This window comes from Citrobacter sp. wls706 (genome assembly GCF_005281305.1).
Lineage (GTDB): Bacteria > Pseudomonadota > Gammaproteobacteria > Enterobacterales > Enterobacteriaceae > Citrobacter > Citrobacter werkmanii.
Window position 1 is genome coordinate 289,722 of record NZ_SZXG01000006.1, and the last position, 15,930, is coordinate 305,651.

Annotated in this window: 14 protein-coding genes and 1 pseudogene; 13 read left to right on the top strand and 2 right to left on the bottom strand. The window is 53.1% G+C overall.

The features are described from left to right. Positions 1-47 precede the first annotated feature (47 nt). A complete protein-coding gene (locus FDW92_RS03205; protein WP_042310975.1) occupies positions 48-1,088 on the bottom strand; it encodes an aldo/keto reductase in 1,041 nt (346 codons plus the stop codon). 137 nt (positions 1,089-1,225) lie between these two features. Here FDW92_RS03205 and FDW92_RS23160 point away from each other — a divergent pair. The 11 genes and pseudogenes from FDW92_RS23160 to hybG all read left to right on the top strand — a co-directional run. Further along, positions 1,226-1,351, top strand: a pseudogene (locus tag FDW92_RS23160) (dienelactone hydrolase family protein); the annotation flags it as partial. Between the two features lie 218 nt (positions 1,352-1,569). Next, positions 1,570-3,210, top strand: a complete 1,641-nt coding sequence (locus tag FDW92_RS03215) for a methyl-accepting chemotaxis protein (RefSeq protein WP_042310974.1) — start codon at positions 1,570-1,572, stop codon at positions 3,208-3,210. A gap of 85 nt (positions 3,211-3,295) precedes the next feature. Continuing rightward, a complete protein-coding gene (locus FDW92_RS03220; RefSeq protein WP_038633845.1) occupies positions 3,296-3,583 on the top strand; it encodes a DUF2623 family protein in 288 nt (95 codons plus the stop codon). Positions 3,584-3,773: 190 nt separating this feature from the next. Next, positions 3,774-4,892: a hydrogenase 2 small subunit gene (hybO, locus tag FDW92_RS03225; RefSeq protein WP_003024486.1), complete on the top strand. Its 1,119-nt coding sequence runs from the start codon at positions 3,774-3,776 to the stop codon at positions 4,890-4,892. Between the two features lie 2 nt (positions 4,893-4,894). After that, on the top strand, positions 4,895-5,881 hold the full coding sequence (gene hybA / locus FDW92_RS03230; RefSeq protein WP_003828357.1) for a hydrogenase 2 operon protein HybA: 987 nt from the start codon (positions 4,895-4,897) through the stop codon (positions 5,879-5,881). Then, positions 5,871-7,049 (top strand): Ni/Fe-hydrogenase cytochrome b subunit, encoded by a 1,179-nt coding sequence (gene hybB, locus FDW92_RS03235; protein WP_042310972.1) that lies wholly within the window; start codon positions 5,871-5,873, stop codon positions 7,047-7,049. Before hybA ends, hybB begins: the two co-directional genes overlap by 11 nt. Continuing rightward, positions 7,046-8,749 carry a hydrogenase 2 large subunit gene (gene hybC / locus FDW92_RS03240; protein WP_038633838.1) on the top strand — a complete coding sequence of 568 codons (1,704 nt, stop codon included), beginning with the start codon at positions 7,046-7,048 and terminating at the stop codon, positions 8,747-8,749. The genes hybB and hybC overlap by 4 nt, the downstream gene beginning before the upstream one ends. Beyond that, positions 8,749-9,243, top strand: a complete 495-nt coding sequence (locus FDW92_RS03245) for a HyaD/HybD family hydrogenase maturation endopeptidase (RefSeq protein WP_003024473.1) — start codon at positions 8,749-8,751, stop codon at positions 9,241-9,243. Before hybC ends, FDW92_RS03245 begins: the two co-directional genes overlap by 1 nt. Then, complete coding sequence (gene hybE, locus FDW92_RS03250; protein ID WP_042310970.1) at positions 9,236-9,724, top strand: hydrogenase-2 assembly chaperone; 489 nt, start codon at positions 9,236-9,238, stop codon at positions 9,722-9,724. The genes FDW92_RS03245 and hybE overlap by 8 nt, the downstream gene beginning before the upstream one ends. After that, positions 9,717-10,058, top strand: a complete 342-nt coding sequence (gene hypA / locus FDW92_RS03255; RefSeq protein ID WP_003828349.1) for a hydrogenase maturation nickel metallochaperone HypA — start codon at positions 9,717-9,719, stop codon at positions 10,056-10,058. The genes hybE and hypA overlap by 8 nt, the downstream gene beginning before the upstream one ends. Positions 10,059-10,088: 30 nt before the next feature. Then, entirely contained in the window at positions 10,089-10,337 is a 249-nt protein-coding gene (hybG, locus tag FDW92_RS03260) for a hydrogenase maturation factor HybG (protein ID WP_042310968.1), read from the top strand. An 88-nt stretch (positions 10,338-10,425) separates the two neighbouring features. Here the strand turns inward: hybG and yghU are convergent, their stop codons facing one another. Beyond that, positions 10,426-11,292 carry a glutathione-dependent disulfide-bond oxidoreductase gene (yghU, locus tag FDW92_RS03265; RefSeq protein WP_038633828.1) on the bottom strand — a complete coding sequence of 289 codons (867 nt, stop codon included), beginning with the start codon at positions 11,290-11,292 and terminating at the stop codon, positions 10,426-10,428. Between the two features lie 218 nt (positions 11,293-11,510). On the opposite strand from yghU, the gene FDW92_RS03270 reads away from it, so the two are divergent. Next, the gene (locus FDW92_RS03270; protein ID WP_042310965.1) at positions 11,511-13,799 is read left to right on the top strand and encodes an FdhF/YdeP family oxidoreductase; all 2,289 of its coding nucleotides are present in this window, start codon (positions 11,511-11,513) and stop codon (positions 13,797-13,799) included. 153 nt (positions 13,800-13,952) lie between these two features. After that, positions 13,953-15,812, top strand: coding sequence for a bifunctional glutathionylspermidine amidase/synthase (gene gss / locus FDW92_RS03275; protein WP_042310963.1), 1,860 nt, complete (start codon positions 13,953-13,955; stop codon positions 15,810-15,812). The last annotated feature ends 118 nt before the right edge of the window (positions 15,813-15,930 follow it).

Below are 15,930 nucleotides of genomic sequence, written 5' to 3' on the forward strand. Positions count from 1 at the left end.
ATGGCCGGGTAGCGCTTTATTGCGACCCGGCACGGAGTGACAAACGGCTATTTGTCAGATGAGGCTTGCCACAGGTTCAGCTCACCGTCAGCGACGTGTTTATCGATTTGCGCCAGTTCTTCGGCGCTGAACGTCAGATTAGCCAATGCCTGAACGTTTTCTTCCAGCTGCTCCGGTCGGCTGGCGCCAATTAATACCGAAGTGACCCGGTTGTCTTTCAGCAACCAGCTTAAGGCCATTTGCGCCATCGACTGTCCGCGCTGTTGCGCCATCTCATTGAGCAAACGCAGGCTACTAAGGTTTTCTTCCGTCAGCATATTTTCTGTCAGCCCACGGACTTTTTTCCCTTCACGCTGCATACGTGAACCTTCCGGGATGCCGTTGAGGTATTTCCCCGTCAGCAGCCCCTGGGCCAGCGGCGTAAAGGCAATGCAGCCCATGCCGTTAGCTTCCAGCGTATCCAGCAAGCCACTGCTGTCTACCCAGCGATTAAGCAGGTTGTAAGAGGGTTGGTGGATAAGAAGCGGAATTTTCCATTCCCGTAGCAGCTCGGCCATCTTTTGCGTTCGTTCCGGAGAATAGGACGAGATGCCGACATACAGCGCTTTACCGCTTTGCACCGCATGGGCCAGCGCTGAGGCGGTCTCTTCCATTGGCGTATTTTCGTCAACGCGGTGTGAGTAGAAGATATCGACATAGTCGAGCCCCATGCGTTGCAGGCTCTGGTCGAGGCTGGCAAGCAGGTATTTACGCGAACCACCAGAACCGTATGGCCCTGGCCACATGTCGTAGCCCGCCTTGGTGGAGATGATCAGCTCATCTCGGTATTGTGCAAAATCCTCGCGCAGTAAACGGCCAAAATTCTCTTCTGCGCTGCCTGGAGGCGGCCCATAGTTATTGGCCAAATCAAAATGGGTGATGCCTAAATCAAAGGCTTTACGCAGTAGGGCGCGCTGTGACTCCAGCGCCTGAACGTGCCCAAAACTGTGCCACAAACCCAGCGACAGTGCGGGTAAGCGTAAACCGCTGCGTCCACAGTAGCGATAGAGCATTTGTTCGTAACGTTCAGGATTGGCAAACCAGGCCATGAGATCTCCTTAGTGCAGGTGAATTTCAAAACAGCGTTTCTATTCTAGCGGGTTCTCGGTGAATATTCCGTTCACAGGTCACACTGGGATAAAAAACTGAGCAGTATTCGAACCGCCAGTTATTGAAGGAGCTGGCCTGGGAAGACTATATCTTTCCTTGCGTTAATCACGGCTTCCATAATGCCCCAACCTGTCGTTATGAGAAAGCTGCCGCTGATTTAGCCTGGGAGTACACTCTTGCTGGGTTTTATAAATCTTTGTGATAGAAAACAAAGCATTATTAAATAATTTAGGTGAGTTATCTGAATAATAATGCTAGCTAATTTCATTAGCATTCATGTTGATATCGTCTGGAGAGATATGGGTTGGACTTAAGAAAGTAAAAAAATAAAGAACGCATTATATCTTCTCTATCGGCTGCCGATAACAAGGATAAGTATCGCCTGGTGGCGAATTCCTCATCAACGGCAAGGAAATTATTATGGGTTTGCTGAAAAACTTCACTATTCGTATTGTCATGTTGGCAATACTGGGACTTTTTTGCCTGCTGTGGTCGGGCGTGGGTTTATTCAGTCTTCATTCTTTATCAAAAATATCAGAAGGGAATGATATTGACCGTCATCTTGTCCATCAGATGACTGTTCTCAGCCAGGGTAACGATCAGTATTTTCGTTTTGTGACGCGGTTAAGTCGCGCAATGGATGTCAAAATTAGCGGCGGAACGCCGGATTTTGCGCCAGCGCAACAGTCCCTGGACAATATGAGTAAAAAACTCCAGGAGATGAAAACATTGTCTCCTGGCCCCATGGATCCGGAAGTCGCCGCGGCGGTGCTGACCAAGTGGCAGGCGCTGCTGGATAACGGCGTGATCCCACAAATGCAACTGGCGCAGCAGGGCACGCTCACGGCCTTTGCGGAGCATGCCAGCACCGTTACGCCAGCCCTGAGCCGTGAATTTGGCGCCAGTGCTGAGCGTTTTAACACCACTGCGGGTGAAAGACTCGATACCACCCGCGTTATGGTCGATGGCAAAACGTCTATCATCCGGACCCTGATTATCACCGCCGTAATCCTCGGTATTGCTCTCCTGTTCTTTACCGACCGCTACCTCGTCGCCATGATGGTGAAACCTCTGGGACGTATTCGCCAACAATTTCAACAAATTGCGCAGGGCGATCTCAGCCATTCTATTGAAGATTTTGGTCGTAACTGCGTGGGCCAACTGGTGCCGTTACTGTGCGCGATGCAGGACAGCTTGCGCGAAGCCGTGAGTACCATTCGCTCTGGTAGTGACAACATCTGGCGAGGGGCGACGGAAATTTCCACCGGTAATAACGATCTCTCCTCACGTACAGAAGAGCAGGCTGCAGCGCTGGAAGAGACCGCCGCCAGCATGGAGCAGCTGACCGCAACGGTAAAACTGAACGCCGAAAATGCGCGTGAGGCCAGCCAACTGGCCGATACGGCGACAGAAACGGCAGGTAAAGGCAGCTCGCTGGTTTCAGAAGTGGTTGAGACCATGGACGGCATTGCCGCCAGTTCTAAACAGATCGCGGAAATTACCTCTGTGATTAACAGCATTGCTTTCCAGACCAATATCCTGGCGCTTAACGCGGCGGTTGAAGCGGCCAGAGCGGGCGAGCAGGGGCGCGGTTTTGCCGTGGTTGCCGGTGAGGTGCGTAATCTTGCCAGCCGTAGCGCCGGAGCGGCAAAAGAGATTGAGACGCTGATCGGCGAATCGTCGCGTCGTGTCGATCAGGGTGCTCGTCTGGTTAAAGAGACCGGATTAACGATGGAGGCGATTCTGCGCGGCGCGACAGAAGTCACCACCATCATGAAACAAATCGCCTCTGCTTCGGAAGAACAGAACAAAGGCATCTCACAGGTAAGCGTAGCGATCACGCAGATGGACAGCGTTACGCAACAGAATGCCGCGCTTGTCGAACAGGTTTCCGCCGCGGCAGTCGCGCTGGAACGGCAAACGGAAGATCTGCAACGTTCGGTGCAACAGTTCCGTCTATCAGCTAACGACGTGCAATACACTGCCACTGCGACCGCTTCCCCTTCAGCAGAACGCAAAACCTCTGCAACAACTAAAACGGATGACTGGGTGTCGTTTTAAGCTGGCACAAAAAAGTCCCTGATACCTCTGGTCTTTGCTTAAAAAATCGCTATATAATTTATTATATAGCGATTGAGGGTTATGCATGGACAACCATTTTGGTAAAGGCCTGATGGCCGGATTAAACGCGGAAAATGCGGATAGCGCACGCTCGGTGGCGCATTTTTGCGCGGATTATAAACGCGGTTTTGTACTGGGGTTTTCACATCGAATGTTTGAAAAAACTGGCGATCGACAGCTCAGCGCGTGGGAAGCGGGCATCCTGACGCGTCGCTATGGACTGGATAAGGAGATGGTGATGGATTTCTTTAAAGAGAACCAGTCCAGTACAACAATTCGCTTTTTCATGGCCGGCTATCGGCTCGAAGCTTGATCCGAAAGGGGTATTATCTTGCTTTAATTAATTACACTATTGACCTACGCCTTCGTTTTGTTGCTCCGTCGAAGTATTATATCGCACATAACCATATAAAAAGTGTGGTAAATGGCGCGCCGATCGCAATATGCAACATGCGAATGGTGCAAAATAAAAAGCCAGGTCTTCGCAACGGAATAACTATAAAATGACTGGAGATAACTCTCTCATCAATTCGAGCGGCATCAATCGCCGCGATTTCATGAAGCTTTGTGCAGCACTGGCCGCCACCATGGGGCTCAGTAGCAAAGCCGCCGCAGAAATGGCCGAATCAGTTTCCCGCCCTCAGCGCCCACCGGTTATCTGGATTGGTGCTCAGGAGTGTACGGGTTGTACTGAATCGCTGCTTCGCGCGACACACCCTACAGTGGAAAACCTCGTCCTGGAGACAATCTCTCTGGAATACCACGAGGTACTCTCTGCCGCCTTCGGCCATCAGGTTGAAGAGAATAAACATAACGCTCTGGAGAAGTACAAAGGGCAATATGTTTTGGTTGTAGATGGTTCTATCCCACTGAAAGATAATGGTATTTACTGCATGGTTGCCGGTGAACCGATCGTGGATCATATCCGTCGGGCCGCTGAAGGCGCAGCCGCTATCATTGCCATCGGCTCTTGCGCCGCGTGGGGTGGTGTTGCTGCCGCCGGCGTTAACCCAACGGGTGCAGTCGGCTTGCAGGAAGTTCTGCCAGGCAAAACCATCATCAACATTCCCGGCTGTCCGCCGAACCCGCATAACTTCCTGGCAACGGTCGCGCATATCATCACTTACGGTAAGCCGCCGAAGCTGGATACCAAAAACCGTCCAACATTCGCCTATGGCCGTTTGATTCACGAACATTGCGAGCGTCGCCCGCACTTCGATGCTGGCCGCTTTGCGAAAGAGTTTGGCGATGAAGGCCACCGTGAAGGCTGGTGTCTCTACCATCTGGGCTGTAAAGGACCAGAAACCTACGGCAACTGCTCAACGCTGCAATTCTGCGATGTTGGCGGCGTGTGGCCGGTGGCTATCGGTCACCCTTGCTACGGCTGTAACGAAGAAGGCGTCGGTTTCCATAAAGGTATTCACCAGCTTGCTCATGTGGAAAACCAAACCCCGCGCTCCGAGAAACCTGATGTCAACATGAAAGAAGGTGGCAATGTCTCTGCCGGCGCGATTGGGCTGCTTGGTGGCGTGGTAGGGCTGGTCGCCGGCGTCAGCGTGATGGCGGTTCGTGAACTGGGTCGTCAGCAGAAGAAAGATAACGCTGACTCACGGGGAGAATAACCGTGAACAGACGTAACTTTATTAAAGCAGCCTCCAGCGGGGCATTGCTGTTGGGCGCTGCGCCGTCCATCAGCCATGCGGCTGCAGAAAACCGTCCGCCAATCCCTGGTTCTCTTGGGATGCTCTATGACTCGACGCTATGCGTGGGCTGCCAGGCCTGTGTCACCAAGTGTCAGGACATCAACTTTCCGGCGCGTAACCCGGAAGGCGAGCAGACCTGGTCAAACAACGACAAGCTGTCGCCGTATACCAATAACATCATCCAGGTGTGGCGTAGCGGAACAGGCGTTAACAAAGACCAAGAAGAAAATGGCTACGCATACATTAAGAAACAGTGCATGCACTGTGTCGATCCGAACTGCGTCTCCGTTTGCCCAGTCTCCGCACTGAAGAAAGATCCGAAAACCGGCATCGTCCACTATGACAAAGATGTCTGCACAGGTTGCCGCTATTGCATGGTCGCCTGTCCGTACAACGTGCCTAAGTACGACTATAACAACCCGTTTGGCGCGCTTCACAAATGTGAACTGTGTAACCAGAAAGGTGTTGAGCGTCTGGATAAAGGCGGTTTACCGGGTTGTGTTGAAGTGTGTCCTGCCGGAGCGGTGATTTTTGGTACGCGTGAAGAGCTGATGGCTGAGGCGAAAAAACGTCTCGCGCTGAAGCCTGGCAGCGAATACCACTATCCGCGTCAGACGGTGAAAGCGGGCGATACCTATCTGCATACGGTACCGAAGTACTACCCACACCTGTACGGTGAGAAGGAAGGTGGTGGTACGCAGGTTATGGTGCTGACGGGGGTTCCTTACGAAGATTTGGATCTGCCGAAACTGGATGATCTTTCAACCGGTGCGCGTTCTGAACATGTTCAACATTCCCTGTATAAGGGCATGATATTACCCCTGGCTGCGCTGGCGGGCTTAACCGTGTTGGTTCGTCGTAACACGAAAAACGACCATCACGACGGAGGAGACGATCATGAGTCATGATCCTAAACCGCTGGGCGGGAAAATAATCAGCAAACCGGTCATTATTTTTGGGCCGTTAATCGTCCTGTGTATGCTCCTGATCGTGAAACGTCTGGTCTTCGGATTGGGTTCAGTCTCCGATCTGAACGGCGGTTTCCCATGGGGTGTTTGGATCGCGTTTGACCTGTTGATTGGTACCGGCTTCGCGTGCGGCGGTTGGGCGCTGGCGTGGGCGGTGTATGTTTTCAACAGAGGGCAATACCATCCGTTGGTGCGTCCGGCGCTGCTGGCAAGCCTGTTTGGCTACTCGCTGGGTGGTCTGTCGATCACCATTGACGTCGGTCGTTACTGGAACCTGCCGTATTTCTACATTCCAGGTCACTTCAACGTGAACTCGGTATTGTTCGAAACGGCGGTCTGTATGACCATCTATATCGGCATCATGGCGCTGGAATTTGCTCCGGCTCTGTTTGAACGTCTGGGTTGGAAAGTCTCCCTCAAGCGTTTGAATAAAGTGATGTTCTTTATTATCGCTCTCGGCGCACTGCTGCCAACCATGCACCAGTCTTCAATGGGTTCATTGATGATTTCTGCGGGTTATAAGGTGCATCCGCTATGGCAAGCGTATGAAATGTTGCCGCTTTTCTCCGTATTAACCGCTTTTATTATGGGTTTCTCGATCGTCATCTTTGAAGGCTCACTGGTACAAGCCGGTCTGAAAGGTAACGGTCCGGACGAGAAAAGCTTGTTCATCAAGCTGACGAATACCATCAGCATATTGCTGGCGATTTTCGTGGTTCTGCGCTTTGGCGAGTTAATCTATCGCGACAAACTGTCCTATGCGTTTGCAGGCGATCTTTACTCCGTAATGTTCTGGATTGAAGTCGTACTGATGGTCTTCCCGCTGGTGGTGCTGCGCGTCACTAAGCTGCGTAATGACTCACGCATGCTGTATCTGTCCGCGTTGAGCGCATTGCTGGGTTGTGCGACATGGCGTCTGTCCTATTCGCTGGTGGCGTTCAATCCTGGTGGTGGCTACCACTACTTCCCAACCTGGGAAGAACTGTTGATTTCTATTGGTTTTGTGGCTATTGAGATTTGTGCATACATCGTACTCATTCGTCTACTGCCGATACTTCCTCCTTTAAAACAAAACGATCAAAATCGTCATGAGGCGAGCAAAGCATGAGCCAGAGAATTACTATTGATCCGGTAACCCGTATTGAGGGTCATTTACGCATCGACTGCGAAATCGAAAATGGCGTGGTATCTAAAGCATGGGCTTCCGGTACCATGTGGCGCGGCATGGAAGAGATCGTGAAAAACCGCGATCCGCGCGATGCCTGGATGATTGTTCAGCGTATCTGTGGCGTTTGTACTACCACTCACGCTATCTCTTCCGTTCGTGCAGCAGAAAGCGCGCTGAATATTGATGTTCCGGTGAACGCACAGTACATCCGTAACATCATTCTGGCCGCGCACACCACGCATGACCACATTGTTCACTTCTATCAGCTCTCGGCGCTGGACTGGGTGGACATCACCTCCGCGTTGAAAGCCGATCCAGCGAAAGCGTCCGCGATGCTGAATGGTGTGTCCTCCTGGCACCTGAACAGCACGGAAGAGTTCACCAAGGTTCAGAATAAGATCAAAGATCTTGTCGCCAGCGGTCAGTTAGGTATTTTTGCCAACGGTTGCTGGGGGCACCCGGCAATGCAGCTGCCGCCGGAAGTGAACCTGATTGCTGTTGCTCACTATCTGCAGGCGCTGGAATGCCAGCGTGATGCCAACCGCGTTGTCGCGCTGTTGGGCGGTAAAACGCCGCACATCCAGAACCTGGCGGTAGGTGGGGTTGCTAACCCAATTAACCTCGACGGCCTCGGCGTGCTGAACCTTGAGCGTCTGATGTACATCAAGTCCTTCATCGACAAGCTGAGCGACTTTGTTGAGCAGGTTTACAAAGTTGATACCGCGGTTATTGCTGCGTTCTACCCTGAGTGGCTAGAACGTGGTCAGGGTGCGGTTAACTATCTGAGCGCGCCGGAATTCCCGACTGACGGTAAAAACGGCAGCTTCCTGTTCCCGGGTGGTTACATCACCAATGAAGATCTGTCGACCTATCGTCCGATCACCTCTCACTCCGATGAGTACCTGATCAAAGGGATTCAGGAGAGTGCGAAACACGCGTGGTACAAAGACGAAGCGCCGCAGGCTCCGTGGGAAGGCACAACGGTTCCGGATTACACCGGCTGGTCTGATGACGGCAAATACTCCTGGGTTAAAGCGCCGACCTTCTACGGTAAAACGGTTGAAGTGGGTCCGCTGGCCAACATGCTGTGTAAACTGGCGGCTAAACGCGAGTCTACTCATGCCAAGCTGAATGAAATCATCGCGATTTACACCAAGCTGACCGGTAAAACCATCGAAGTGTCGCAACTGCACTCAACGCTGGGCCGTATCATTGGCCGTACCGTTCACTGCTGTGAACTGCAGAACGTTCTGCAGGATCAGTACAACGCGCTGATTGTGAACATCGGCAAAGGCGACCACACCACCTTCGTGAAACCGGATATTCCGGCAACGGGCGAATTTAAAGGCGTTGGTTTCCTCGAAGCGCCGCGCGGTATGCTGTCTCACTGGATGGTGATTAAAGACGGTATTATCAGCAACTACCAGGCGGTTGTTCCGTCAACCTGGAACTCAGGCCCACGTAACTTCAACGATGAAGTCGGACCATACGAGCGCTCGTTGGTAGGCACGCCAATCGCCGATCCAAACAAACCGCTGGAAGTGGTTCGTACCATTCACTCCTTCGACCCTTGTATGTCATGTGCGGTGCATGTGGTGGACGTTGACGGGAACGAAGTGGTCTCAGTTAAGGTTCTGTAATGCGGATATTAGTCTTAGGGGTCGGCAATATTTTGCTGACCGACGAAGCTATCGGGGTGCGTATCGTTGAGGCGTTAGAGCAACGTTACATCCTGCCAGACTTTGTTGATGTTCTGGACGGTGGTACGGCTGGGATGGAGCTTCTCGGCGATATGGCGAACAGGGATCATCTGATCATTGCTGACGCCATCGTGTCGAAGAAAAACACGCCGGGAACAATGATGGTCCTGCGGGATGAAGAGATCCCGGCGCTGTTTACGAACAAAATCTCACCGCACCAGCTTGGCCTGGCCGACGTATTGTCGGCCCTGCGTTTCACCGGCGAGTTTCCGAAAAAGCTGACGTTAGTCGGTATTATTCCGGAATCGCTGGAACCGCATATTGGGCTAACGCCAACGGTTGAAGCCATGATTGAACCTGCGCTTGAGCAGGTTCTTGCCGCGCTTCGCGAATCAGGCGTTGAAGCGATCCCTCGGGAGGCGGCTCATGTCTGAGGAGTTTGTCGGTTTTCAGACGGCCCCGAAGACGCAAATTCAGGCGGCGTTTGAAGAGATTGCCCGGAGTTCGATGCACGATCTTTCCTTCCTGCATCCAAATATGCCGGTGTATGTCTCTGATTTTACGCTGTTTGAAGGTCAGTGGACGGGGTGTGTTATCACACCCTGGATGCTCAGCGCACTGATTTTCCCCGGACCGGATCAGATCTGGCCGGTGCGTAAAGTCAGCGAAAAAATCGGGTTGCGTCTGCCGTATGGCGAAATGACCTTTACCGTGGGTGAACTGGAGGGCGTATCGCAATATCTCTCTTGTTCGCTGATGTCGCCGCTTTCGCACAGCATGTCGGCACAAGAAGGTGTCCGTCTGGCTGATGATTGTGCGCGCATGCTGTTATCGCTGCCGGTGAGCGATCCGAATGCGCCGCAGCTAAATCGCCGCGCGCTGCTGCTGGGTCGTCGGAACTGCGAAAATGCATGAGCTGTCCCTTTGTCAGAGCGCGGTTGAGATTGTTCAACAGCAGGCAGAGCAGCACGGTGTCAAACGCGTAACCGGCGTTTGGTTGGAAATTGGCGCACTCTCCTGCGTTGAGGAGAGTGCCGTCCGTTTCAGTTTCGACATCGTCTGTCAGGGTACGCTGGCGCAGGGTTGTGAGCTGCATATTGATTACAAACCAGCCCAGGCGTGGTGCTGGGATTGCAGTCAGGTTGTGGAAATCACCCAGCATGATGCGCAGTGTCCACTATGTCAGGGCGATCGTCTGCGGGTTGATGCTGGCGATTCACTGAAAGTGAAAAGTATTGAAGTCGAATAACCCATAGGTTGCTATGGGGCGGAGTCAGATATGTGTATTGGAGTCCCTGGTCAGGTTCTGGCCGTTGGTGAAGATATTCACCAGCTTGCGCAGGTTGAAGTGTGCGGCATCAAACGTGATGTCAATATTGCCCTGATTTGTGAAGGTAATACGGCTGAGCTGGTCGGGCAATGGGTGCTGGTGCACGTAGGGTTCGCCATGAGCATCATTGATGAAGATGAAGCTAAAGCCACGTTAGACGCACTTCGCCGCATGGAGTACGACGTCACCAGCGCGTGATTTTATGCCGGATGGCGCAGCGCTTATCAGGCCCGCGCCTTATATGTAGGCCGGATAAGGCGTTAGCGCCGCCATCCGGCATCTTACGTTAACCCTGGCGCTTATCTTCGGTATTGGTATCGAAGTCGCTGGCGTCATGGCGTTCATGAAGCTGCTCGTTCAGCGGCCCGTTGGTACGGTTTACAATACGGCCACGCTTAACTGCCGGACGCGCTGCAATCTCTTTTGCCCAGCGTTGCACGTGCTTATAGCTTCCTGCATCAAGGAACTCTGCCGCGTCGTACACGTTGCCCAGAACCACATTGCCAAACCACGGCCAGACCGCCATATCGGCAATGGTGTATTCATCTCCGGCCACAAACTGATGCTGCGCTAATTGCTTATCCAGCACGTCGAGTAGGCGCTTGGCTTCCATTGTGAAGCGATTAATAGCGTACTCAATTTTTACCGGCGCATAGTTATAGAAGTGACCAAAACCACCGCCGAGGAAGGGGGCTGCGCCCTGTAGCCAGAACAACCAGTTCAGCGTTTCAGTGCGCTTCGCCAAATCCTGCGGCAGGAAGTAACCATATTTTTCCGCCAGATAGAGCAGGATTGCGCCAGATTCGAAAACGCGAACCGGCGGGTTTTGCGAATGATCGCGCAGCGCAGGGATCTTCGAGTTCGGATTCACCTCAACAAAGCCGCTGGAAAACTGATCGCCATCGCCAATACGGATAATCCAGGCATCGTATTCCGCGCCCTTGACGCCCTGCGCCAGCAGCTCCTCCAGCATAATCGTTACTTTCTGCCCGTTTGGCGTACCCAGCGAATAGAGCTGCAGCGGATGTTTGCCGACCGGCAGCGTTTTCTCATGGGTGGCACCGGAAACCGGGCGGTTGATATTGGCGAATGCGCCGCCGTTCGATTTTTCCCACGTCCAGACTTTCGCGGGCTGATAGGTATTGTCTGACATGTTGACCTGCCTTCTGAGTGGTTGTGTTGATGCAGTGTAGCAGTTAGGTAGAACTCAATTTAACAGATTGGGACTTTATGTCGCTTTGTGCTGAAAGGGGAAGATAAATCTAACCCGTTCATTGTAGCCGGGCCGTACTCCATGAAGAGGAAATCAATGTTGGACGGAAATTGCTACCGTATTCACCATCAAAAATTGGCGGTGAATAAGCAGTAATAATGAAAAATGGTGTTCCAGGAGTAAGCGATTATCAGGGCCCGGCGGGTGGGTGGGGCGCGGTAAAAGCCGTCACTGCTTCGGTATTTTCGCAAAAGGCCGTCGCACGCGACATTATCGCGATGTTCAAAATGAACCAGGTGAAAGGGTTCGATTGTCCGGGCTGTGCGTGGCCGGACCCAGGGCATCGTGCGCCAATGGAGTTGTGCGAGAATGGCGTGAAGGCGGTCTCCTGGGAGACAACCAGCAAGAAAGCGTCACCGGAATTTTTCAGCCGTCATCCGGTTTCTACGCTCTGGCACTATAGCGATTATGAACTGGAAAACATTGGTCGTTTGACGCATCCAATGAAATACGATGCAGCGTCAGACACCTGGCAGGCAGTGGATTGGGATATCGCCTTCCACGAGATCGGTGAGCGCTTGCGCAGCTATGATTCTGCGGAACAAGTTGAGTTTTACACCTCCGGCAGAACCTCAAATGAGGCGGCATTTCTGTATCAACTGTTTGCCCGCGAATACGGCAGCAGTAACTTCCCTGATTGCTCTAACATGTGCCACGGGCCGACCAGCGCAGGGTTAACACCAGCCATTGGCCTTGGGAAAGGGACCGTTGAACTGGACGACTTTGACCACTGCGATCTGGTGATTTGTATCGGGCATAACCCGGGCACTAACCATCCACGCATGCTGACCACCTTACGCGACGTTGCCAAACGTGGGGCCAAAATTATCTCCATCAACCCGCTGAACGAAAGGGGGCTTGAGCGCTTTAGCTTCCCGCAAAGCCCAAAAGAGATGTTCGGCGGCCAGGCCACGGAGCTAAGCAGCGATTACTATCAGGTTAAAATAGGCGGTGACGGCTCGCTGCTCAAAGGCATAATGAAAGCGCTGATCGAAATGGATGAAGCGCGGATCTTACTGGATCAACAGCCCTGCCTCGATCATGCTTTTATTCATGAGCATACCGAGGGCTATTCGACGCTGTATGACGATTTACGCCAGTGTAGCTGGGCAAAACTGGAACAGGATTCCGGACTGACGCGCAGTCAGATGGAGGACCTCGCACACAGCTACAACAAATCCCGCGCCACCATTATTTGTTACGGGTTGGGGATCACCCAGCATAAAAACGGCACTGAGAACGTTCAGCAACTGGTAAACCTGCTGTTGCTGAAAGGCAATATGGGTAAGCCCGGCGCGGGGATCTGCCCGTTGCGCGGTCATTCTAACGTGCAGGGCGATCGTTCTGTGGGGATCAACGAAGCGGCGCCCGAAGAGTTCCTGCAACGCCTTGAGTCGCATTTCGCTATCAGCGTGCCGCGTAAGCATGGCCGCTCCAGCGTGGAGAGCATTCGTGCCATCGAACGGGGAGAGGCAAAAGCGCTCATTTGCATGGGCGGTAATCTGGCGGTGGCGATGCCGCAGCCGCAGCGTACTTTTGCGGCGATGAAAAGTCTGGATCTGCAGGTCCATGTGGCGACCAAACTGAACAGATCGCATCTGCTGCTGGCAAAGCATAACTACCTGCTACCTGCATTAGGGCGAACGGAGCGCGACATGCAGGCGACGGGGATTCAGTCGGTGACCGTCGAAGACTCGATGTCGATGGTTCACGCCTCCTGCGGCGCGCTGAAACCGGCTTCCCGCTGGATAAAATCGGAACCCGCGATTGTGGCGGGCATGGCTCGTGCCACGCTACCGCTTTCGCCGATCAACTGGGAAGCGTTAACCGGAGATTACACGTTGATTCGTGACGCCATTGAAGCCGTGATCCCGGCATTCCACGATTACAACGCACGTATTGCCGAGCCGGGCGGATTTCGCATGGATACGCCCGCTTCGCGCCGTGAATGGCGAACGCCGAATGGCAAAGCCAACTTTATCGTCAGTCATCAGCAAGCGGTGGAGCGGGAAAACCAACCTGCGGATGCGTTAGTTTTGGCGACGCTGCGCAGCCACGATCAGTACAACACCACTATCTATGGTATGAACGATCGCTATCGTGGCATTACCGGTCGGCGTGATGTGGTGTTTTTAAGCGCCGAAGAAGCGGCGGCTCGCGGTCTGAGCCAGGGAGATGTGGTCAACGTTCAGGCGCTGGACGACAACGGCCAGCCCTGTGCGGAACGTGTTATGCACGGTTTAACGGTGGTGATTTACAACATGGCGGCAGGCTCTGTTGGCGCTTACCTGCCTGAAGCGAATGCCCTGCTTTCGCTGGATGCGGTAGACACACAAAGTTTGACTCCGGCGTATAAAAGCGTACCGGTCACCCTGACAAAAGCGTAGTTCCTGCTGTGAATTTTTCGCCTCTGAGCGCCAGCCGCTGCGTTGAGGTGTATGATGATGTCGACCTCTGTCCGGTTAGTGTCGCAGAGCAGGCAATCAGAGCGAAAAATTCACGCCAACCTGCTCAGGCTGTATTGTTTTGAGGTAAGGTGCATGAGCAAAGGAACGACCAGTCAGGATGCCCCATTCGGGACATTATTGGGCTACGCCCCAGGCGGCGTAGCAATCTACTCTTCAGATTACAGCTCCCTCGACCCACGGGACTACGACGATGATGCGGCATTTCGCAGCTATATCGACGACGAATATATGGGCCACAAATGGCAGTGCGTAGAGTTTGCACGTCGTTTTCTCTTCCTGAACTATGGCATGGTCTTCACCGATGTGGGCATGGCATGGGAGATCTTCTCCTTACGCTTCCTGCGCGAAGTGGTGAATGACAATATCCTGCCGTTACAGGCATTTCCGAATGGTTCACCCCGTGCGCCAGTTGCAGGTGCTCTGCTGATCTGGCAGAAAGGCGGCGAATTTAAAGACACCGGCCATGTGGCGGTAGTCACCCAATTGCTGGAAAACAAAATCCGCATTGCCGAACAGAACGTGATCCACACGCCGCTGCCTCCCGGACAGCAGTGGACCCGCGAACTGGAAATGGTGGTTGAAAACGGGTGTTACACCCTGCGTGATACCTTTGACGACACCACCATTCTTGGTTGGATGATCCAGACCGATGATACCCGTTACAGCCTGCCGCAGCCGGGGATCGCCAATGACTCACTAAAAATTGGCGGCGCGCGACTGGAAGATAACGGGCAGTTTGACGGTAAATGGCTGGATGAACAGGATCCGCTGCAAAAAGCGTACGTGCTGGCGAACGGCCACGTCATTAATCAGGATCCGCATCAGTACTTCACCATTACCGAGAGTGCGGAGCAGGAGCTGATTAAAGCCACCAACGAACTGCACCTGATGTATCTGCACGCGACCGACAAAGTGCTGAAAGACGACAATCTGCTGGCGCTGTTCGACATCCCGAAAATCCTCTGGCCGCGGCTGCGTCTTTCCTGGCAGCGTCGTCGGCATCATATGATCACCGGGCGTATGGATTTCTGTATGGATGAACGCGGACTGAAGGTGTATGAGTACAACGCCGATTCCGCATCCTGTCATACCGAAGCCGGTTTGATCCTCGAAAGATGGGCCGAGCGGGGCTACACAGGACAGGGACATAATCCGGCTGAAGGATTGATCAACGAACTGGCTGGTGCCTGGAAACATAGCCGCGCGCGTCCTTTTGTCCACATCATGCAGGATAAGGATATTGAGGAAAACTACCACGCGCAGTTTATGCAGCAGGCGCTGCGTCAGGCCGGGTTTGACAGCAAAATTCTGCGTGGCCTCGATGAGCTACGTTGGGATGACGCCGGTCAGTTGATTGACGGCGATGGTCGCCTGGTGAACTGCGTCTGGAAAACCTGGGCGTGGGAAACCGCGATAGAGCAGGTGCGAGAGGTCAGCGAAACGGAGTATGCCGCAGTGCCCATCCGTACCGGGCATACCAATCAGGAAGTGCGTTTGATAGACGTGCTGCTACGCCCGGAAGTGCTGGTCTTCGAGCCTCTGTGGACGGTGATCCCTGGCAACAAAGCGATTCTGCCGATCCTGTGGCAATTGTTCCCGCACCACCGTTATCTGCTTGATACTGATTTCACTGTTAATGAAGAGCTGGCGCGAACCGGTTATGCAGTGAAACCTATTGCAGGACGTTGTGGCAGCAACATCGATCTGGTGAGCCACCAGGAAGAGCTCCTGGATAAAACCAGCGGTAAGTTTGCTGAACAGAAGAACATTTATCAGCAGCTTTGGTGTCTGCCGAAGGTTGCTGGTAAATATATTCAGGTTTGTACCTTCACCGTAGGCGGTAACTACGGCGGTACCTGCCTGCGCGGTGACGAGTCGCTGGTAATTAAAAAAGAGAGCGATATCGAACCGCTGATTGTGGTGAAGGAATAATTGCGAACCCCTGTGGTGGTGATGTTGCTATCACGGGGTTATTTGATGGGAATAATTTTAGAAATACCCCAAAGCAAAAACCCGCCTTTTGGGCGGGTTCTTTAAATAGTGGTGCCCG

Coding starts and splice junctions, on each gene's coding strand:
- FDW92_RS03245 (WP_003024473.1), top strand. CDS start 8,749: ATGCGGATATTAGTCTTAGGGGTCGGCAATATTTTGCTGACCGACGAA.
- FDW92_RS03220 (WP_038633845.1), top strand. CDS start 3,296: ATGGACAACCATTTTGGTAAAGGCCTGATGGCCGGATTAAACGCGGAA.
- hybO (WP_003024486.1), top strand. CDS start 3,774: ATGACTGGAGATAACTCTCTCATCAATTCGAGCGGCATCAATCGCCGC.
- hybC (WP_038633838.1), top strand. CDS start 7,046: ATGAGCCAGAGAATTACTATTGATCCGGTAACCCGTATTGAGGGTCAT.
- FDW92_RS03205 (WP_042310975.1), bottom strand. CDS start 1,088: ATGGCCTGGTTTGCCAATCCTGAACGTTACGAACAAATGCTCTATCGC.
- FDW92_RS03270 (WP_042310965.1), top strand. CDS start 11,511: ATGAAAAATGGTGTTCCAGGAGTAAGCGATTATCAGGGCCCGGCGGGT.
- hybE (WP_042310970.1), top strand. CDS start 9,236: ATGTCTGAGGAGTTTGTCGGTTTTCAGACGGCCCCGAAGACGCAAATT.
- hybG (WP_042310968.1), top strand. CDS start 10,089: ATGTGTATTGGAGTCCCTGGTCAGGTTCTGGCCGTTGGTGAAGATATT.
- gss (WP_042310963.1), top strand. CDS start 13,953: ATGAGCAAAGGAACGACCAGTCAGGATGCCCCATTCGGGACATTATTG.
- FDW92_RS03215 (WP_042310974.1), top strand. CDS start 1,570: ATGGGTTTGCTGAAAAACTTCACTATTCGTATTGTCATGTTGGCAATA.
- yghU (WP_038633828.1), bottom strand. CDS start 11,292: ATGTCAGACAATACCTATCAGCCCGCGAAAGTCTGGACGTGGGAAAAA.
- hybB (WP_042310972.1), top strand. CDS start 5,871: ATGAGTCATGATCCTAAACCGCTGGGCGGGAAAATAATCAGCAAACCG.
- hypA (WP_003828349.1), top strand. CDS start 9,717: ATGCATGAGCTGTCCCTTTGTCAGAGCGCGGTTGAGATTGTTCAACAG.